We start from the raw sequence: 21058 nt of genomic DNA, 5'->3' as shown, positions 1-21058 counted from the left end.
CTCGAACTCGACCGTTTTTCTCTCGCCTATGCTGCTTTCTTAGCTGTTCTTCTTCTGATTGGCTTAAAAACGTCTTCATAACAATAGCTTATAAGGTAATGCCTCCTAAAAGTCCATACTTTTATTCACGAAGGGTATATAAAAGTATTACTACTTACATAAGATTCCGCAACAAAGAAAGAACCATCCTGACTCAGATGAAATTGTTTAAAATCCAGCTGTCTACTCCCATTAGGCTCATGCCCCGTATAAAACGTCTGTGGTCTTATTTTCCAAGGCTCACCTAAATCCACTTTCCACAGCAGCTCTAAACTGTCACTAAGACAAGAAACTTCTCCAGATTCAGATTTTCTTGCAAAAAACTTTCCATCTGTATGCCCTATAATCTCATGTGGTTCACTGAATGGAGAAATTAGATTTGGTAATTGCGTTAGGTTTTCAAGATCGAAGGCGTAGAGCCCGCCTGAGCTCGGAATTCCTTTTTGAATATTTCTCAGGTGTGCCGAAATATAAAGGATGTTTTTATCCCGATTGAACCAATAAGCATCTTTCGCATATAAGGCTTCGAAAGTTTTTACAACTCTAGACTCCTTAAGATCAACGAGAGAAAGGCAAGTATCTTGAACGACAAAGAATTTGTTATCACCAAGTGAGATTGAGTAACGAGAGTCTCCTCCACCTTCTGGAAGGAGTATGTTTTGACGTTGTCGTAGCCCTTTTGTCATCCTCTCTCTATATGTCGGACTATCACTGGCATAATCGTAGCCTCTCAAACAACTTTTAGATGCTCTTGAAAATTGCACAAGTGTCCCGTCATCATTTGCATGAGCGAGGATCTCTCCCATAACTTCTTCTGGCAAGTCCTGAAGGCCTCTATATTTAGGTGAAGATGATTCCCCGTTATTTCCATCCTTGCTATCACTTGGATGGACAAATGAAATCCCCTTACCACTCAGATCCTCATTCTCACTGTCACCATTTCCACAAAATGCTTGAGTTGCGATTAAGCTGATGCCTACAATGCAACTCAAAAACTTTATTTTTGAAAGTTTTTTACTGCCAGACGCAGCTTTATCTTTCATAAATGAATTAAAAATTCTCATAACAAACAATATTCCCTAATAATTCCAAAATATTAAAATACAAACTTGTAATATATATTGTTATTATGCAAGAGATATACAATACAACTATATTGTATATATTCGGAATGCATTGATCTTAAAAGAAACTTTCTTTCAAATTCTGTGGTTATAACAAGATTAGGGACTCTTTAAGGGTGAGGTTTTCAATTGGGGCTCGCAAATTAGAAATATAGAGATTTGTCATTGCGCTACCAATAGCATTGAGACTCTCAAAAGCATTTGATACAACGCCTGAATACTGGCTAAACTTACAGCAGGAATATGATTTGTGGCTTACAAAGTCGGATATTGATCTGTCAAAGATAATGCACTTCACGGCAAAGGAAGATGAAAAAGGATTGAGGCCCAAGTAGACTTATGGTTGTTGATGTATAAATGCGAGGAGCCATGGTCTACATAATGCTTTGGTGCTATCCAATATCTTGGAGCCATGAGCCTATCTAATACTTTGTCGTGGGCTTAGTCGTACATGAAAATTATGACTACCCACCGTATTATGCAAGCCCCCCTCGAGAAGTTGTATTAACTCTCTTGCATGGGGGGCACGCACCTAATGACGATTCTACTTAGTGTAATCGTTCTCAGCATTTCCCAGCCAATCAGGCGTAAAGGGAGCTTCTGTTTTCACTTCAAAAACCTCAAGTAACGCTGAATCAAGGAACAACACAGCCAGGTGTTTTTGATCTTCACTTAAGAAACAGTCGCTAGGAAGACATCCAACAGTCCTTATGGTTCTCGGAGAGGAATGCGGATTTCGTGTATCAATAATTGAAAGTATCCCCGGATCAAAACCATCTGTATAAGGCATTGCGCTTGGAGGCCTTAAATCAGGAGCAGCATGTGTGCCAAAAAGCAAATCCTTTTTATCACTGAGAACGAAAGACGTTGGCACTCCTTCTGATAAGTCGATAGTTAGAGGGGCAGAGTCGAAGCTCTTCGTATTGAAAACAGCCACTCTATCGTTGCACCTATCTGTAACATAGAGCCTAGATTGACTGCTATCAAGAATAGTATCTACTGCATAACCCTCGGAAATTGTAAAGGCAGGTGAATCAGGTGTATTCTGATCTGTTACTGAAAAGCTATCATCTCTAGCCTGCGTTACCAAGAACCGTCCATCATTAACGTGTACATTCTGTACTGCATTCTGTTCAACGTCATATGATTGAGGCGTTCCACCCCAGTTTTGGGTATCGGCCGTAAACACCTTGTTGTAAGAAGTTCCGAAAGACGTCGCAACAAGCAAACCATCATCTGATGTCAGGTGAAGATCGCTTAGCCATTGTCCATCTTGCTCTCCAAAGGTCATTATGCCCAAAGGGTCTAAGTGACTATTGTAACAAATGACTTCATTCGTCCGAAAGGGGTTTACATAGATCCGATCTCCATTTTCGCTCACGACACAATGAAAGTGATTTGCCATAAAATCAATTGTTCTAGATCCACTCTCCAAATTATCGAGATCAAAAGCATAAAGCTTCCCACCATAACTCCGCTTCATATATAGCGTTCGGCTTGCTTCATGTATCCAGGATTTAACTACATGATGATGATCAGCTTCCTCTATCCTTTTTATGACCTTTCCTTCATTGAGATCATGGATAGAAATAGAGTCATTATTTACAAAGAAAATAACATCATTCCCCACAGGAATCGTAATACTAGAAGATTTGGAATCTTCTCTAATTCTAATACTATCAACAGGGACAATGTGGTGTTCTAATCTTGCGCCATATAATGTTACACCGATTGATCCACGAACAACATTAACTGTCCCAAGACCAACTTTTGATGTTTGAGCAAATCGCCCACGTGTTTTTGCATCAGCCATAGAGAGAACTTGGACTCTTACATTAAATGGCAAATCCGAAAATGTCGTTTCAGTGGATGCCAAATTATGGAGGTCTTGCTTTTTATGGAGGTCTTGCTTTGAAGTATTGACTGCAGCTGATGGACTAGGTGTCGTTATCTTCTTCAATGCAGTGTCTACTTCTGAAGATTTACCTGCAGCTGATGAACTACGTGTCGTTATGTTCATCAATGAGGTGTCTACTTCTAAAGTTCCATCTGCCCCATGACCTGTAAGCGGGCTAAAGGCCATAATACACGCAAAAAACAGTGAGACTGCTTGTTTACTATTAAATGCTCTATTCTTGATAAAATTCATAATTTTCATAATAAATCCCAACCTCTAATGTAGACATGTAGAGAATACTTATAATACATAAATAGTGTATAAGTCAATAAAAATAGAACCTGCAAAATAAACAGTATGTAAACTCATAACCCAGAAACAGTAAGAAACTGTAATGAATTGTGGCTTAAGATCTATTTATTGCTTAGGAAGTAATGCTATAGCCAGATCTACAGTTGCCTCATCCCGGCCATTAAGCCAAGCTCCTCTTTCCTAGCCAGTAGGCCAAAACTCGTCTTCCCGGCCATTAGGAATTCTTAGAGCGCAATAAGCGCGACTTAGAATTTCTTATGAGCGCGGGATCCAGTCTTACAGCTTGTCTGTGGCACGCGTTCACCTGGATCTCGCGATACCAAGTCCCTCTAAGACTCATCGGCTTAAGACGCCGGTTCGTCAAGAGTGCCTAGGTTCCGAGATGACGGACACTCTACGTGTCCTTGCACTCTGAGACATCTGGCCAAAAATCGTCTTCCCGGCCATTAGGGCAAAATAGTTAACCTAGGCAGCAGGCCAAAAATCGTCTTCCCGGCCATTAGGCACAAGAATCGTCTTCCCGGCCATTAGGAATTATGGGCAAGCCGTAGGCGCGCCCCTAGAATTCCTTATGAGCGCGGGATCCATTGTGCGGAAAGACGGGATTGGAAATGCTTCTAGAGCCCCCCTCAGACTCCGGGCGCCACACTACCAATGCCAATCCCCCTTTAAAAATTACTTCTCTTTCTCCATAATGTCTCCATGAATATATATTTTAAGCCTCTGCTGTGGCCAACGCTCATCTGTCTTGTGTTTTTCTCCTTCTTTATTGGATTGGGAACCTGGCAGTTAAAACGCCTTCAATGGAAAGAAGCATTAATTGAGAGTAGGGAAGAGACCCTAAGATCACCCCCTATGCATCCAAAAGAACTCGACGATATAAGACAAGAAAGTGCACATAAACGCCCCCTGCAGCTCAAAAACAAACGCCTATACCTCAAAGGCAGGCTCCTAAATGCCCCCATATATTTATTAGCCCGCCCGTTTCAGATAAATAAAAACTATGGCAAAAGAACGGCAGACTCCCTTGACAGTGAAAAATCTAAGTCCCCCACTAATGAAAAAGCAGCAAAAAACCTCGATAGTAAAAGTGCTAAGTCCATCAACGACAATAAACCGGTGGAACAACTCGATGGTGGGCGTCCAGCTCTCCTTAAAATGTCGGAAGAGCGGGGGAGTCCCCCAAAGGGAACCGTAGGTAAACACTTGATAATGCCGCTACAACTAGAAGATGGTCGCGTTATCCTCTTAAACCTGGGCTGGGTTCCTCGTGATTTTGAGGATACATCGGTCTTAGTAGCAAACGAATATGAGGGAATTGCCCATATAGCATATTCTGAAAAGCCTGGCCACTTTGTACCAGATAATATGCCAAACAAAAATCAGTGGCATTGGATAGAACAAAATCGTATATCTGAGGCACAAAACGTTCCATTTTCCTTCCCATTTTATGGAGAAATTGCATTAGAACTTATTGAAAGAAAAGGAAACATGCCAATTCCCCAAGGGGGGGCTTCCCAATTAGCTAACAATCATCTAGTATACGCCGTAACTTGGTATTCCATGGCCCTGGTCCTTGTTGTTATGTGGGCGGTCTACCATAGAAGTCGCAGACGCTTAAGACTTAACTGAGCATCCAACGGAGATCGCCCTTAAGCATTTATTCACAGGTTGTCGAGGAGAAAAGTCAATTCGGGTTAGATCATAGGAATTGGTAACAATATATGAGTGCAAAACCAAAATTAGACGGACTAACAACCAACCAGCGTCAACAACTATATAGGGAATCACAAGTGCAAAAACCAATTGATGAACTAGAGGCACTCAATATCAAGCCATGGTTCATGTGGGTTCTTGCTGCAATGTTATACTGCTATCAGTTTGTGTTGCGTGTCTCTCCAGGTGTGATGGTGCCAGATCTTATGCGAGATTTTTCCGTAAATGCGGAATCTCTGGGCATCCTCACGGCTTGCTATTATTATGCCTACGCAGGGTTGCAACTGCCCATGGGGGTCATTATTGATCGCTACGGCCCCCGAAGGCTTTTGACAGGGGCGGCCCTATTGTGCTCTGTAGGGACACTCATATTTGCCTCTGCGGAATCCCTCGTTTACGCTCAAATTGGCCGTTTTATGATCGGGGCAGGGGCAGCAGCCGTCTTTTTAAGTACATTGAAAATCATTTCCCTTTGGTTTTCCCACAACCGATTTTCCATCCTAGTGAGCTTTACAGTCATGCTGGGCACCCTTGGCGCCATGTGTGCTGGCGCCCCCTTAACCCTGTTGGTTGACTATCTGGGCTGGAGAGAAGCCCTTATCAGTATTTCCAGCGTTGGTGCCCTTTTAGCGGCCTTTATATGGGCTGTTGTGCGGGATCGACAAAAGCCTTTAGATGACTTTGATGATATTGGGCCCCAAGATCAGCTTCTCTCTGGCCTTAAAAAAGTCCTTACCTGTCGTCAAACCTGGATTATAGCTTTTTACGGTGTTTGCACCTATATCGTCCTCTCTACTTTTGCGGATTTGTGGAATGTGTCCTTCCTTGTGCAGGTTTATGGCTTTGATCAGGCCACGGCAGGACTATCAACAACTATCGTATACCTAGGCCTTGCAGTAGGGGGGCCTTCATTTGCTTACATTTCGGAACGCCTCAGCAGCCGAAAGATTCCCATGATTATGGCTTCTATTGGAGCCCTTTGCGGTGTATCTTTGGCCATATACATAGTGCTGCCCCCATTTCTATTGTTTTTTACAATGTTTTTCATAGGCTTTTTTATAGGAGGTAAAATCCTCTGTTTCCCCGCAGCTTGTGAAATTAATCCCCCGTCAGCAAGTGGCGTAAGTGTGGGCTTTACCAATATGTTTTGCATGCTGAGCGGGGTCATTTTCCAACCGGTCATCGGATCCCTTTTAACAGAAAGATCCAGTGAAGTTATTGTTGATGGGGTTGCTATCTATTCGGCAGCAGACTATCGCTATGCCCTTACTGTGGTTCCCATCTGTTTAATCATTTCCCTATTCTTATCCCTGATTATGCGTGAAACCCATCCCGCCCACAGGGAAGGCCTCGCCGGCGTTGGCGAAATTTAGTTTCCTTATTATTTAGAAATATATTCCAAAACAAAGCTCTTTTCTTGTACACTGTACAAGTATAGGGAGTTTTTAAATGGGAATATTCTATAGAAATATTGTCATACTTGTTATGGTCATAGCAGCGACAACAGCCTATGGATTTCCCATGAAAAAAGTGAAATCCAAGCCGGATAACCCTTGTCATAAGTTGATAGAAGTTCGCGCAGAGAATACGACGCCATTTTTCCAGCTCGCCTCATTTGACAAAGTAAATTGGCTTCAAGGTGATGAAGACCAAGATGCTTTTCTTTTTGAGCTCACGATTGAAGATCTCTTAAAAAAAGCGGGGATGGATAGTAAAAACATCATGCGCATTACAGACAATTCGTCTGAATTAAAGCTAATGGGCAAGAACACAGCCACTTTGACCATGTCAGACGGCCATATAGAACGCATACAAAATTTCAATAGCGGTGAAGGTGTTACTCAGCTTATTTTGCTGCGTGGTAATGCTGACGGTGCAAAATCCGGATGGATTAGTAAAGTTAAAATAGTCGACATGTCCCACTTGAAGAAAAAGAAGCTTCTTAAATTCATTTTAGATGTCTCTCAATCACAGGAAGGAAAGAAGTTTTTGGGTGGATGCCTCAAAGGTCGCAACATCGTTTTTGTCAAAGTTTAAGCCCTAAGCTCGCTTGCATCACACAACAATCAAATAATTCCTACTACTATTGGCAGCTCATTTTCCCTATTTCGCTGACAAATAAGCATTTCTTTATTTAAATATATAAAATTTTCCATAAATACATTTTTAATAAATATTAAAGTTAAATTAAATAATAATTAAATATTTATGAGTATTTGTAATATCTAATATTCCAAAATTAGTCTTTTCTTCCATGCAAATATTTGAGATATTGTGCGCATATTTTTATGAATTATTTTTTGAGAGATTTTTGACATGCGTCATTTTACAGTTAGACTTGCTCTAACGGCTTCACTTGCTTCTATTTTTGTGCAACAGAGTTATGCAAATCCAGGTGGCTTTGATGATTCTTTACAAAGCTTTGATGGGATTTTTCAGCAAACCAAAATGAGGCCTATAGGAGGAACTCAAGAAGATCCGAAGAAAAATCCCCGCTCTAAGTCAAAAAGCGCAAGAAAACGCAAAATCAAGCAAGTCAGAGGGCAAGGGTCAATAATGGATTTCCTCTCGCCCAACCCCCTAGAGAGTGATCTAGAGTTGAGCCCTGTATCACAAGGTGACTTACCGTTTCCTATTTTTAAAGATTCTCCAGAAGCTATCTCCAATCCAAATGAAGAGGACAGCTCCTCCAGCCTTGACTCCGCTATAACGTTTTCTACGCCTATCGTACCTTCAATCACGGAACTCGCAGCGCCATTTTCTGATAAGACAGATACGCTCAATATAGAAAGAAATGCTAAAATAGCTAAAACTAAAACTAAATCAAATAAAAGAAGACAAGTTCAAGCTGCTTTTAGTTTTGACGGAGACTTCGTCCGGAAACCCGATGAATTTATACAGAGCAAAAAACATTCAACTACTCTCGTATTAAGAACCGCTGATGATGGATTTGGTGGCATTTCTATTACCGAAACTTTTGGAGGAAAAGCGTACGTTCATTTTCAATCAAGCGAACGAATGTATTTTCAAAGTGTGGAAGACGCAAGGACATTTGTTTTTAATCGTGTAAATGAAATTCGAGCTGATCAAAATAAAGAAAATGCAGAACGAGAAAAAGAGAAAAGACTAGCCAAAGCAGCTAAATTAAAGGCTCAATATGATGATATCCGCCGCATCTAACTAGTCACACTACTTGGTTGGAATCTCTAACGGCATAGTCTTTTTTCACACATCATAAGTCAGACTTGTCTGAAAAATTCACACTGAAATTACTTCCCACGGAAGTAATTAATTGGCAGGCATCCATCTAATTCAGCATACGATCTTTTAATGCTAGGCCTCTCTATGGTAGCATCACCACTGACAGCACGTAAATTTGCATGCCTTTCAGTAGAGACAGAGATGGATAAAATAAAAAATTTCTTAAGTTCCTTTCTTGGAAATCCTCAAAACCCAGTTCTCATCATTTTCTTATTGGTTTTTACCCTGGGGTTCAGCCTGGCAATGGGATTCTATTGGATTCTTCTAACCGAAGAACTTTACAAGAGAAAATTTTCGACAGAACACATTGCCATGGTCTTAACAATGGGCAGTATAGCTTTTTTTGTTGTTGGACTTTTTTTGCAAAAGCTAATGAGGTCGTTCTCCTATAAAAAAATCTATTTCTTCTCTGCTTTGGCTCTTTGTGCTCTGATCCCGGGATCAGTCATATTAGAGTGGAATTACCTTTTGTTTATATTTGTGTTTCTGATTGGAATTGCGGTCGCAAATATAAACATGCTTACGGATGTTTTAATCAACCGATATGCCGATAAAAAACATCTGAGTACACTACTGGGGCTTTATACAACTGTCATGGCCATGGGATATGGATTGGGGCCTTCTCTTGTTTCTGTTATTCCCAGAGGGAACCATTTGCCCTATTTGCTTTGCAGCACTTTAATCCTCATGACCTTTATTCCTGTATTATTTTTAAAATATAAAGAAATAAGATCGAGCGAAAAAACTGAAAAAATGTCTTTGAATTTAATATTTCTCGTACCACTTGCCCTCATAACAGCCTTCTTTTTCGGCATAAACGATGAAACAATTTCAGATTTGTTTCCCATCTATGCGGAAGAGAAAGGTTATAGTCGGGGAGGGGCAGGCCTCCTTCTTACCGTTTTGTTGATGGGAGGCGTTTTTCTTCCCGTTTTCATTGGCATATTGGCGGACAAGTTTAAACGACACTGGGTGCTTTTAGCTTGTGTCACCACTTTAGTCCTTTCCTTCCTCATAGGACACTATATGAACGTCCATGTATATGTATGGGGCATTCTCCTCTTTCTCGCTGGTGGAACAATTGCATCCCTAGATTTGCTAGGATTTAGTCTCATAGCAGAACGCTTAAAAGGAGAAGAGCTAGATGGAGCCGTCATTGGCTCCTCCATGATATACAGTATCGGAGCCATCATGGGGCCCTTAACCGCGGGGCTCTTTATGAATGGTATGGGAGGCGTCGGACTCATTTGGTTTATAGTGATCATCAATCTTATGTTTCTTGGGGGAATTGCCCTTTTTCTCAAAGGCCATTTGATGGCGAAACTGTAGATTCTCAAGTTTTAACCTTTCTCCCTTTGGTTTTTATATAAAAATTAAATTTCAAAAAGTGAAAAAGTTGATGCCTTCATGAATGTTTTTTGGGCGAACATTTTAAGAAAGTTTCCTTTGTTGTATAGGTTATTTATATTTGTTATCCGTTCACCATAATATTTTTTAAGGAAATTAGCATGCATAAATTATTTTTACTTTTTTCGATAACTTTTTCCGGTCCGACGAAGGCTTTGACTCTTGATTTCACGCTAACAAACGGTGAAATGGATACCGAGGAACGTAGGTCGAAAAGTAAGAGCAAATTCCTTAGTTTCAATGCAACAACCTCTGGGTTTTCCTGCATGAATTATTAAATAAAGAGATAAATAAAACTACCTTTATTTCAAAGTTATTAGCTAAAATGTATAAAAATTATTTGTATCTGAAATAGTTTTTAAACAATTTAAGACTCATTGTCGTACATGTATTGACTTATTTATTTTTATATATAGGCTACTTGAAAGTGGGCGTTTAATGACTTTAAAATCCTCTCATAGGGGGAAAAGATGGTTGGCGAGATACACAGGTATTTTTTCTTATTTGTATTCATATTTATTTCCAGTTTTGACTTATCTTTCGCTGGTGAGGAGGAGTTAGCTGACTCAAAACAAGTTCAACCACCAGTGAGATTTCACTTAATGCATAGTTCTCGAGATTTTGAAATGGAGGAGACACAATCCACAGATCAAGTTCCTGAGTTTGACTGGCACATGGCGAACAGTTTAAGAGTAGCAGAGGCCTGCAATAAACTAAAAGAAATTGATAAAAGTAGCGAGAATATTGCTAGAGAAAGCAGGAGAAATGTAGCAAAGTTTAACGTTATACTACGAATTGGCGGCCAGAAAGCCGTATTATGTTTTAATGATACGCTATTTGTGAGTGGGCTAAATGAGAAATACGTGGAAGTTTTGAAAGCTTCTGTTGCTCCTCAGCAGGACGCAAAATGTGTTGCCCATTATTGTGGGGGTTCAATAACACAACCGAGTGAATTCGGGCTGAGAGAAAATATTACACAATTTTTTGGTTTCGAGGAAAGGATAAAGACGACTCCAATCTGTCGTTCGTTCCGAGATTGTATTGGCCGTGAAGGATACTTTAACGAATTTGCCTTACGTCCAGAAGCCAGAGAAAAACTGGGAAACACGCTCCGCGATGTGTTGGCATTTAGATTTTTTAATGAAGACTCTACTTCCAAAGCCAAAAGTTTGGGGCTTGTAAATAAGGCAAAAAAAAATGTGCCCTTTGACACTGTTGATGAACTATTTGACAGTACTTTTCAACTTCAATTTGGGGATAGCGAACAAGCTATCCGTTTGTTCTTATGCAATCTGCAAACGAAGGACAGCAGGCTTAAACTAGAAAACGAAGATGATTGGAAAGTTGTCTTTGCTAACTTGTTAGATACAAGTTTACCTACTTTACTTGGAGAATTGACGAATCTTAACAAAAACAAATTACAGCCATTAGAAAGGCAAGTCAAAAAAGCAGAGAAAGAATTTGAAAAAAGTAAAATAGAAGGAGAAAAGCTTCAAAAACAACTTCAAAGTGACGAACAATCCGAAGAAAAGTTTGTTTTGGAGGAAAAACTACTCAGAAAAAAAGAGGACTATGAGGTTAAAAAATCTGAGTATGTTCGACTGAAAAATGCTTATGATGACTTGTTTGAAAGAGAGTATGTTGGAGCAGCTTCAGAGATTATATCTCTCATTAATAAATGGTTTCGTGGAAATATTAGGCTAGAATTCCACTTAACTTCCTACTTTGATATGTGTCCTAACTGTCAGGGAACGTATAAACATGATTTCAGTACCCAACATCAGTTGCAGAAAGTCTTCCTAGAAAGGATTGCTGATAAATTTATGGAGTTAGGAGAACCACTAGCTCCACTAGGTGGATGGATCTATGTTTGGCTCACTCCTAATAATCCATTAGAAATTAGATTGCAATTAGATGAAGTGGGATTGTTTGTTTCAAGCCGCGAGCAATACACTGTTGAATGAGACTAAAAAACTAAGGAGCTCCCAAATGAGAATCTTGAAATTATTTGTTTTAGTATTAATCGTACTGGATATTAGTGTAGCTGTTGCAAATTATTCAAGAACACTCACATATGATGATGTCAGAAGAGAAGGGGGATTTACATCGACAACTTTAAAAGATGTTTCAACTATAATTCGTTCAGGAGAAAAGTTAACGGATAATGAGAAGACTCAGATTATAAATTCAAAATGCTTAATAAAGGTGCATACACTGGATTTGTCTGACCAGGGAATTGACGATAATTTTATGTGGGAAATAAGCAATTCAAGCTCTTTAGAACGGCTAATTAATTTAGACCTTTCTGGAAATAAAGATATAACAAATGCGAGCATTAAAGTTTTGCTAGGTAGCGATGAAATTGGGAAGGTAAGAGATTTGCCACAAATTAGTGGAAAATATGGAATTCCCGCTATCAGTTTGCATGTTAATGGAATAAATACGGGTATTATACCGGAAGATAAGGCATCTTGTTTTACCAAAGAGAGGTTTCACTTTCACGTAGAATATTTGCACCCTGTTTCATCTGCAAAAATTGCTGAACCCACTAGTAATGCAGTTAAATTCGTAGAGTGCACTTTGTTTTAAAAGATCCTATGAATCAAAAGGCACTATTTTAGTGGGGAAATAAATAGTTGTTGGTAATGCATTTAATTTGCCAAATCGGGACTAACTCGCAATTATATTGCTCAAAAAAAGGTTAGGTTTGCATCTAATTAATGCAATTGTTTTCCAGCTTTTCACCTGAACACAGAGCTGTTTTGAGTTTCTATCGCGGATCTTAGGATATATTTTTTTGAAGCATTTTCTACTAACATAGATAAATCACGGATAAATTCTAGGATGAGGTGCAACGCCTCTGATGCTATAACAGCATTTCTCAAAAAACATTGCTCTATCATGAACCACAGAACAATTCTGAAAACTCAACTTTTTGTATACCAGGTGTATACCCGGTCGTTTTTTGGAAAATTGAAAAGCTGATAACTCTTTGATTTTCTTGGTTGCGGGGGTAGGATTTGAACCTACGACCTTCAGGTTATGAGCCTCAAATTCTATGGTTTTATATACTTATCTAAAAGTTTGTAAAGCTTTACATGGCAAGGCTTTCATGGCATGTTCAAGTTTACAAGTTACCACCAAATTAGATGGAATTACACACAAAATGCGGCACCAGTGCGGCACCAGAGGAAAAAATGAAAGTTAATTTCACGAAACAATTTTTGAAGAATACCAAACCACCTCAAAAGGGCAGAATTTACTTCCAAGATGCTCAAGAAAAGGGCTTGTCAGCTTGTATAACTTCAAATGACATCATCACTTTTTTTGTTCGTAAGAGGATTAATGGAAGAGATGAGAGAATTCACATTGGGCACTTCCCAGAACTTTCAGTAGAGAATGCTCGCAAAAAAGCATTAGCTGTTAAAGCAGATGTTGCTAAGGGGATTGATCCCAATGAAGAGAAAAAGCGTTTAAAGAGAGAAATTACCTTTGGTCAAATGTTTCATGAGTTTATGGAGAGGTATAGCAAGAAATATAAAAAGAGTTGGGAATATGACGAGAGGGAAGTTAATAAGTTCCTGTCACATTTTTTTCAACGCAAAGCTTGCCAAATTACAAAAACAGAATTCCTTCAGCTTCATGAGAAAATAGGCCATGAAAATGGGATCTATCAAGCCAACCGACTTCTAGAAAGAATTCGTGCCATATACAACAAAGCCATTGAATGGGGGTGGCAAGGAATCAATCCGACAATCGGGATTAAAAAGTTTAAAGAAAAAAGCCGCCAAAGGTTTTTGCGAAAAGACGAACTGCCTCGTTTTTTTAGGGCTCTTGCAGAGGAAGAAAACCGAACAACCCGAGATTACATCCTTCTATCCCTTTTAACAGGGGCACGTAAAAGCAATGTTCTCGCAATGAGGTGGGAAGAAATTAATTTCACTTTGTCCGAGTGGCATATTAAAGAAACAAAAAATGGGGAGCCTCATGTTATTCCTCTTACCAAATCTGCCATCGAAATCTTGCGGGAGAGAGAAGGGGGGAATGAAAGCGAATTTGTGTTCCCAGGTAAAGGCCGAACAGGGCACCTCGCAGATCCTAAAAAAGCTTGGAATCGTATTTTAAAGCGGTCTGGAATTGTTGATCTACGCATACATGACCTCCGGCGCACCCTAGGAAGCTGGATGGGGGCAGTAGGAGCAAAACGACTGCCATCATTGGCAAAACTCTCGCTCATAAGAGCCTAGAAGCGACAAGGGTCTACGAACGAATTGACATTGATCCTGTGAGAGAATTCATAACGCTAGCAAATGAGGCCATTTATAAAGCAGCTTATGAATCACAAGAAGGCACCGAGAGCATTGAGAAAGCGACATCATCTCCTGATTTATGATCCTTTTATAGGTAAAAAATATGACTCTTTGGAATACGTACAAAAATTTCTCTTCAGAATTTCTATTAAAATACCGTGAAATTGTTCTTCAGGAGACTTTTCATCAGATTAAGGCGTGTTTGCTTTATCCAATAAATTGCTACTGGGAGGGGCCTTGCCAATGTGATGAATTAAGAGCCCGCATTATATTGACCCTCAACGTAGAATTTTATAATGGGGCTATAGAAAAAGGAGAAGATTCGGAACAGTTATATGCGATAAAATCTCTTTTAAAAATTCCAGAGGAAATCTATTTCAGAAAAAACTGGGGCAACGCCTATCCTTTATGGCTCATTAACCAAGAACTCGAAAATAAGGATCAACTCTTTAAGATTGTTGATCGCTTGGTATGGAGCCTTCTGAGACTCGCTAAAACCTATGAAGAGTCAGAAATTGGGGAGCCACGTGCCAGTGTTAATGAGGCTGTTGAAATGATTTTAGGAAAGACGCCATTGAAGTCAAAGCAATCACAAGAACAGGATTATCTTTGTGGCGAGAAGGCCTATGGAAAGTATTTTAAGGAATATAAATCTGTTTGCCATTTTATTGCTGCTGCGGAAATTCTTAAGAGAGAGAAGCAGCGAGATGAGGATTCCTTTTTTGTTATAAAAAATCCCGAACAAATTGAGAGATTTTTGAGCATTGCTCACTGGTTTAGGAAGAAACTCCTATCAATCAAAACACCTAACGTTAAAACGAAAAGTTTATTTTCAGAAGAGTTGCTTTTATCGTTTTCATCTTGGGTTAATAATGAGGAAGTTGATATTGACATCGAAGATTTTGACGATAAGCGCCAGGAATTAAAGGTTCTCAATATTGGGGATTTTTGATTCTAGATACTAATTAAAAGGTGCGGACCATGCTTGGGCAAGGATTTAACTTTATCAACTAAAGGTTTTTAATCAGTGGATTCAGCAACCTCTTTTTCTGTCACTAACCACTGAGGAAACCATCCTTCGTTACGCATCTGATCAAAATGAAGCTGAGGCACGCCATGCTCTACTGGAACACCAGATGCAATCCTCGTATCTGAGCTCACTGTTAACCTCTGGTCGCATGATGCTAAAACAGTAAAAAACGGTTCCGTTTTGATATCTTGATTTTTGCTTACAAGCTGCTCAAGTCTTTTAAATAATCCTCCAACCTTTAACTCAGCAGACAAGGATGCAGTGCAACAGCAACAAATTTCGTTTGTAGAGTGAATATGGAGAATAGTCCCTAAGACAGAGTATTTCTTAAAATCCCCTATTTGTCGAACAAGATGTGAAAAAAAATCTCCATACTTACCTTCTGATCCTGTCTTAGCATCAGCTTCTGAATTGAAACTGAAAGTCACTGAATCACGAAGCATCTCCCTTCTTACCCTATGGTACTCATTTCGCATATTCCCGTAAATCCCCTCAACAACATCCGGAAATTCCTCTTGAGTTTTATAGAAATTATCTTTTAAAAATCTAATTAAATATTGCTCGCTATCTGTCGCTGAGAAAAGAACAGTGTTAGATTTATCAGCATGTTTGCTCATTATCTCGCCATAACGATAATTAGAAGGGGGTGAATTAGTGCTCATCGCTTCCTCAGCAATTCTTCGCGCTTCATCTAAAACTTCTTTTTGAGCTGCCCCCCATAGATGTATTAATTCGTTAATACGAGTATTCGAATGCTGCTCTAGTCTAGCATGAAGTGCCTCGAATATTTCACAAACAGAATAACTTGATGCACCAACACAAACTTTTCCCCAAGATAGGGGACGATTAACATCAGCACTTCCACTAACAAAAACCTCTTTCAACGGATAATTAAAAACAGCTGGTCCTGAATCGTGTTGAACTACCATACTTATGGAGGCCACAACTATATTATGGTCCCCACCCACTGATTTAGCAATTGATGGATCTTTCTTTGTTCCTCTTTGGAGCTCCTTTGACATTTGTAGGTGAATTTTATCTACGTCAAAAAATTCCTTTTCTCTTGCTTTCCTCTCTCCAGAACGAAAAAGCAACAATTTTTCCGTTTCCCCTACGCTATGGATACTATGGTTTAGGGTGGAAACCCACCTACACCCAAAATCATCCTCTGGTTCTATTCCAAAGCAGAATTCAGGAACAAGAGAGATAATTAAACAAAAAACAAGCTGCAACAAGAATACAGGTAAAAACCTCACTCTCATATCTATCTCCTAAAAAGTAGAACTCAAGGGATCGATGCCTAGAAAGTCGTTCTATGCATTACAAAACCGGACTAACCATGCCAATCAAGCTTCAACGATTCAGAATTATCAAGTGATGAATTAAATGAACGCACCCACCCAATATTTGCAATTCCATTTACATGGAAAGAAAATTTCTCAAAATCTTGCTTGCTGAGAAGTTCGTGAAGCTTTTTGCGAAACGCCACGTCAACATCTACTTCTCTCGATTCGTAAATTTTGTTGTACGAAACGTCTAGATGTTGTAAGGCCGGCATTTTGTTGAGAACAAAATCCAAAAGCTCTGAAACGCCAACCATTGACATATCGTTTTCTCTAAACTCCAACTCTGTAACTTCTTCTAGGTTCGGTTGTTTAGCAAGATATTCCACTACTCGACGTACAGATAGAGTACGTGGAGAGCACATTGCATCTGCTATATCGGTGTCCACAATACTTTTCCCACGCATACTGATAGCCTCAGCTTTACTCTCTGTGGACGTAAAAGCTACTATAGCTAAAATGAAGGTAAATTGAGAAAGAAATTTAATTTTCATGTTACTTCTCCATTTTAATATCTCGTCAAATAACCGTATAAAAACTTTAATCCTCTATTAGCTGTTAGCTTACAAATTAAAAGGAATTTGTCAACTAAAATCAGAGAGAGAAAAATATTGAAGAGACACAATAACCCAACATATTAATTCTCTAAATTAAGAAAAGAAAACATTACCTCCGCAAAATTATTGCGGCAGTAAAATCTCTCTAGATCTTTAAAAATCTATATTCTTCTCTTCAAGTCTTTGGAAACGCCTCACCTTAGAAATTTTAAAATCTAACTTTTATTCTAGTTTTTCCTTTCTATACTTTTATTAAACAAGTTTCATTTTTACTAAAATAGAAGGAATTACATCGCATGAATGAAATAAATCCACATAGACTCTTAAGTCGTAAAGAAGCCGCTGAATTTTTAGGCGTTAAGGAAATCACCCTTGCCGTCTGGAAATCAACGAAACGATATAACCTCCCCGTCATAAAGGTTGGGAGATTGGTCAAATACCGCTATGCAGATCTTCTAGATTTTGTCGAGAGGAGGACGGTGACTAATCTAACCGATGAAGAGGGAATGTGTTAATGAAAAATCCTTCTGAAAATCATTCTCAATATGATCCAGTCATCATTCCTTTGTCGACTAACCGGGTGTCTTTAAATCAGGGGGATTATAAGCAAGAGTTTATAGGTGCGATGCATCGTGAAGGTATAGCTTTTAGAGATGAGCTTATCCCTAGTGGAACGATTCAGCGATTTTCTACGGGAAAAAAGAATCAAAAAGATGGTTGGTATGTTTTCTATGGAATGGCAGGTGCTTTTGGAGACTGGAGCAAGGACCTCCATAGAAAGTGGAGCGTAAAGGATGAAAGCTTGTCTTTTACAACCACAGAAAATCTTAGGCTACAAATTGAACAGGCTAAAAGAATCTCTGACGAAGAGAAGGGCCGAAAACATCAGGAAAGATCAGCCTTTGCTCTAAGTCAATGGAACACCTATTCTGAGACAGGGACCTCTTCCTATCTTCTAAAGAAGAAAGTCGAGGCTTTTGGCGTTCGCTTCCATAAAAGTGCAATGGTGCTCCCCTTAAAAGATACCGCAGGTAAGTTATGGAGCCTACAATTTATAAATTCTGATGGAAAAAAGCGTTTTTTATCAGGAGGCCGTAAGAAGGGTTGCTTTCATCAGATTGGCACTCTGGTGAATGGAAAGCCTATCATCATCACAGAAGGCTATGCTACAGGGGCCAGTGTATACATGGCGACCTACCAAACAACGGTTATTGCATTTGATGCTGGTAATCTCGAGCCCGTCATTGAGGCGCTCAGAAAAAACTATCCGGCAAGTCCATTCATCATTGCTGGAGACGACGACTGTTGTAAAGAACACAATATAGGGCGTCAAAAAGCATAGGAAGCTGCTCAGAGGTATGACTGTTCAGTAATTTTTCCTGCCTTTAAAAATGCTGACACCAAACCAACAGATTTTAATGATCTTCATGTTCGAGAAGGACTTCAAGCGGTTAAACATCAAATCGAGACGGCTATTTCCTCCATTGATTGGTCCGATCCTAAACCCATCAACACTATTAAAAAACAGCTTCTACCCGTTGTAGATTTCCCCCCTGAATTGATTCCTGAGCCTTATCGAGCTTGGCTGGTGGATATTGCAGAGCGCATGCAATGTCCTTTGGATTATGTTGCTGTGAGTGCAGTGGTTGTGACTTCGTCTCTTATAGGGGCCGGTTGTGGGATAAGACCCAAGCGCCATGATACTTGGACAGTCATTCCCAATCTTTGGGGGTGCATTATAGGTGCTCCTAGTACCTTAAAAAGCCCAGCACTTAAAGAGATTATGAAACCTCTCGAATTGTTAGAAGCTGAGGCTCGTGAGATTTATGAAAAAGATCAGCAGAACTACGATATAGATATTGAGGCTTACAAGGCGAGCCGAGAAGTCATTAAGAAAAAAATGACGAAAGCTGCAAGTGTCTCAGATGCGTCTGCAATGGAGTTTGCAAAAGAGGAATTGAGATCGCTACAAGAGCCATCAGCGGTAGTATGTAAACGCTATAGTACTAATGATACCACAATTGAAAAAATGCATGAGCTTTTGAGCCGAAATGGGCGAGGGCTTCTTTTGTTCCGAGATGAGCTTATGGGACTTTTAGCTAGTTGGGATAAAGAAGGGCACGAAAGCGATCGTACTTTTTATTTGGAAGCCTGGAACGGATATGGATCCAAAACAACGGATCGTATTGGGCGCGGAACGATCCATACGAAAAACCTTTGCATTTCCCTTCTTGGGAGCACCCAACCGACTAAGCTTTTAAATTATTTTCAACGTGTTTTGACAGGCCTTGAAAATGATGGCCTGCTACAACGCTTTCAACTCTTGGTTTATCCAGATACTCATAAGAAATGGAGCCTGGTAGATCGTAAACCCAACGATCAAGCAGATGAAAAGACTTCGGCCATTATGGTAAAGCTAGCGCAGATGAATTTTACCGATTATGGGGGGCACGTTGATGAAAAATCAGGAATTCCTTATTTTCATTTCGATGAAGGAGCGCAGCAAATCTTTTATGAGTGGCTCACTGAACTCGAGTGTAAGCTGCGCAGCGACAATGACGAACCAATTCTCATCGAGCACCTCACAAAATATAGAAAGCTTCTACCATCGTTAGCTCTTATTTTTCATCTTATCAATATAGCCAGTGGAAAATCTCCAGGAGCCATCAGTGTTGACTGTATCGAGCGCGCAGCAGCGTGGTGTGATTATTTAGAAGCTCACGCCCGTCGTATTTACGAGAGCACGCTAAGTCCCTCATATCAGGCAGCAAGGAATCTTGCGCGGAAAATTCAAGCTGGTGCATTTAGAGAAAATTTTGATGTGAGAGATATCTATCGGAAAGACTGGTCTCTCTTAAAGAAAAGGGAAGAAGTTCTTTCTGCTTGTGACATTCTCATTGAGAGTGGCTGGATTAAAGAAAATAGAATATTAGAAAAAGGAAAAATGATAGTTCGCTATCTCATCAATCCAAAAATTCTAAAGAGAGATCTATCATGAGCAATTGGTTGCAGAAATTTCTTCAGAAAGAGGGGAGGAATAGAACCGACAAACCTGACAAACGTAAAAAGAAAATTGATTTGTCAGTTTTGTCAGTTCCTAGCCAAGACCTTTTTGATAAAAATTTAGAAAATGTACCCAGATCACTAACCGACAAACCTGACAAATGTAAAAAGAAAATTGATTTGTCGGTTTTGTCGGTTCCTACCCAGGGCACTTTTGATGAAAATTTAGAAAATGAGTCCGAAGGATTAATTGGCAATGCTTCTCTCATCTACAATTTTGAAGAACGATGTGCTATTTCTGAGTACGATGGCCACATAAGTCCTATTGAAGCACGGCGTATTGCATACCAAGATGCTTTTATCGACGTATTAAATGCTCTCCCTTACAAGCACACAAAAGCAAACTATGAAAAAGACTGGTTAGAGAAACGTATAAAAGCTGCTCAAGCTTGGCTTTTGGCTCAAGGCTTGAGAAAGTTCGGAGAAGAGTTTCGAAACATAACTACACAATCGACCCTCTCTCAAAACCTATAGTCCTTATTCCGAAGAGCTCCTTTGCTTCTTCATTTCTTCTGTCTTACGAAGCTCTCTCAATTGCATAATCTCTTCCAGTTTTTGTCTATCCACCTCTGACATTTGGAATGTTACGCTACGTTCTTTGGACAAGGGAAGTCTAGTAATTTTACTTGGTGCTCTAGTTCGAGTGGTGTGTTCGTCTGAGTCTAAAATCTCTTCTGCAAACCCACCAAATGAGACTATGCTCAACACCAAACTTAATAAAGAAACGAAGCAGAACTTTTCAAATTTATTAAACACAGACACATTCCATTAAAATTTCATATTTGGTTTGTATCTTGCACTTTTTTTACAGAAATTTCAAAGGAATTCTTAGCTGTTTAATTTATAGAGATCTCTTAGATATTACTCCGGCCAGCAAACAGTTTACATTAAGCAGCGTAAGAGACCTCTGATTTTAGGAAATATGATTTAACGATATCAGGACTTTTTTGAGTTCCAAAAAGATATTTGGATATGTTGTGTTTTAACTCGGTGAGAGTT

General features: G+C 39.5%; 18 protein-coding genes and 1 pseudogene. 14 read left to right on the top strand and 5 right to left on the bottom strand.

All coding sequences use genetic code 11. The annotated features are described in order from the left end of the window. Positions 1-125: 125 nt before the first annotated feature. A complete protein-coding gene (locus tag HOL16_08500; protein MBT5390715.1) occupies positions 126-1103 on the bottom strand; it encodes a hypothetical protein in 978 nt (325 codons plus the stop codon). 236 nt (positions 1104-1339) lie between these two features. On the opposite strand from HOL16_08500, the pseudogene HOL16_08495 reads away from it, so the two are divergent. Then, positions 1340-1417 (top strand): annotated as a pseudogene (locus HOL16_08495) (addiction module antidote protein, HigA family). A 290-nt stretch (positions 1418-1707) separates the two neighbouring features. On the opposite strand, the gene HOL16_08490 reads toward HOL16_08495, so the two are convergent. Next, a complete protein-coding gene (locus tag HOL16_08490; GenBank protein ID MBT5390714.1) occupies positions 1708-3321 on the bottom strand; it encodes a hypothetical protein in 1614 nt (537 codons plus the stop codon). A gap of 753 nt (positions 3322-4074) precedes the next feature. On the opposite strand from HOL16_08490, the gene HOL16_08485 reads away from it, so the two are divergent. The 9 genes from HOL16_08485 (at position 4075) to HOL16_08445 (ending at position 15018) form a co-directional block, all read left to right on the top strand. Continuing rightward, positions 4075-5004, top strand: coding sequence for an SURF1 family protein (locus HOL16_08485; GenBank protein MBT5390713.1), 930 nt, complete (start codon positions 4075-4077; stop codon positions 5002-5004). A 92-nt stretch (positions 5005-5096) separates the two neighbouring features. After that, on the top strand, positions 5097-6461 hold the full coding sequence (locus HOL16_08480; protein ID MBT5390712.1) for an MFS transporter: 1365 nt from the start codon (positions 5097-5099) through the stop codon (positions 6459-6461). A gap of 76 nt (positions 6462-6537) precedes the next feature. Continuing rightward, the gene (locus tag HOL16_08475; GenBank protein ID MBT5390711.1) at positions 6538-7125 is read left to right on the top strand and encodes a hypothetical protein; all 588 of its coding nucleotides are present in this window, start codon (positions 6538-6540) and stop codon (positions 7123-7125) included. A 279-nt stretch (positions 7126-7404) separates the two neighbouring features. Further along, a complete protein-coding gene (locus HOL16_08470; GenBank protein ID MBT5390710.1) occupies positions 7405-8268 on the top strand; it encodes a hypothetical protein in 864 nt (287 codons plus the stop codon). A gap of 222 nt (positions 8269-8490) precedes the next feature. Next, positions 8491-9678: an MFS transporter gene (locus HOL16_08465; protein MBT5390709.1), complete on the top strand. Its 1188-nt coding sequence runs from the start codon at positions 8491-8493 to the stop codon at positions 9676-9678. A gap of 680 nt (positions 9679-10358) precedes the next feature. Beyond that, on the top strand, positions 10359-11720 hold the full coding sequence (locus HOL16_08460) for a hypothetical protein (GenBank protein ID MBT5390708.1): 1362 nt from the start codon (positions 10359-10361) through the stop codon (positions 11718-11720). A gap of 25 nt (positions 11721-11745) precedes the next feature. Further along, the gene (locus HOL16_08455; protein ID MBT5390707.1) at positions 11746-12345 is read left to right on the top strand and encodes a hypothetical protein; all 600 of its coding nucleotides are present in this window, start codon (positions 11746-11748) and stop codon (positions 12343-12345) included. Positions 12346-12953: 608 nt separating this feature from the next. Further along, positions 12954-14003, top strand: a complete 1050-nt coding sequence (locus tag HOL16_08450; protein ID MBT5390706.1) for a tyrosine-type recombinase/integrase — start codon at positions 12954-12956, stop codon at positions 14001-14003. A 166-nt stretch (positions 14004-14169) separates the two neighbouring features. Then, positions 14170-15018: a hypothetical protein gene (locus tag HOL16_08445; GenBank protein MBT5390705.1), complete on the top strand. Its 849-nt coding sequence runs from the start codon at positions 14170-14172 to the stop codon at positions 15016-15018. 68 nt (positions 15019-15086) lie between these two features. Here HOL16_08445 and HOL16_08440 read toward each other — a convergent pair whose 3' ends face one another. Both HOL16_08440 and HOL16_08435 read right to left on the bottom strand, forming a co-directional pair. Further along, a complete protein-coding gene (locus tag HOL16_08440) occupies positions 15087-16352 on the bottom strand; it encodes a hypothetical protein (protein MBT5390704.1) in 1266 nt (421 codons plus the stop codon). Positions 16353-16429: 77 nt separating this feature from the next. After that, positions 16430-16933, bottom strand: coding sequence for a hypothetical protein (locus tag HOL16_08435; protein ID MBT5390703.1), 504 nt, complete (start codon positions 16931-16933; stop codon positions 16430-16432). Positions 16934-17292: 359 nt separating this feature from the next. On the opposite strand from HOL16_08435, the gene HOL16_08430 reads away from it, so the two are divergent. The 4 genes from HOL16_08430 (at position 17293) to HOL16_08415 (ending at position 20533) form a co-directional block, all read left to right on the top strand. Next, the gene (locus HOL16_08430; GenBank protein ID MBT5390702.1) at positions 17293-17511 is read left to right on the top strand and encodes a helix-turn-helix domain-containing protein; all 219 of its coding nucleotides are present in this window, start codon (positions 17293-17295) and stop codon (positions 17509-17511) included. Beyond that, complete coding sequence (locus HOL16_08425; protein MBT5390701.1) at positions 17511-18338, top strand: hypothetical protein; 828 nt, start codon at positions 17511-17513, stop codon at positions 18336-18338. Before HOL16_08430 ends, HOL16_08425 begins: the two co-directional genes overlap by 1 nt. A 216-nt stretch (positions 18339-18554) precedes the next feature. After that, positions 18555-19994, top strand: a complete 1440-nt coding sequence (locus HOL16_08420; protein ID MBT5390700.1) for a DUF3987 domain-containing protein — start codon at positions 18555-18557, stop codon at positions 19992-19994. Then, positions 19991-20533, top strand: a complete 543-nt coding sequence (locus tag HOL16_08415) for a hypothetical protein (protein ID MBT5390699.1) — start codon at positions 19991-19993, stop codon at positions 20531-20533. The genes HOL16_08420 and HOL16_08415 overlap by 4 nt, the downstream gene beginning before the upstream one ends. Positions 20534-20536: 3 nt before the next feature. On the opposite strand, the gene HOL16_08410 is transcribed toward HOL16_08415, so the two are convergent. After that, on the bottom strand, positions 20537-20764 hold the full coding sequence (locus tag HOL16_08410) for a hypothetical protein (GenBank protein ID MBT5390698.1): 228 nt from the start codon (positions 20762-20764) through the stop codon (positions 20537-20539). Positions 20765-21058 lie beyond the last annotated feature (294 nt).

Source organism: Alphaproteobacteria bacterium (assembly GCA_018662925.1).
In the GTDB taxonomy this organism is placed as follows: Bacteria; Pseudomonadota; Alphaproteobacteria; order 16-39-46; family JABJFC01; genus JABJFC01.
Note: the sequence above shows the minus strand (reverse complement) of the source record. Positions and strands in the feature narration are given on the sequence as shown.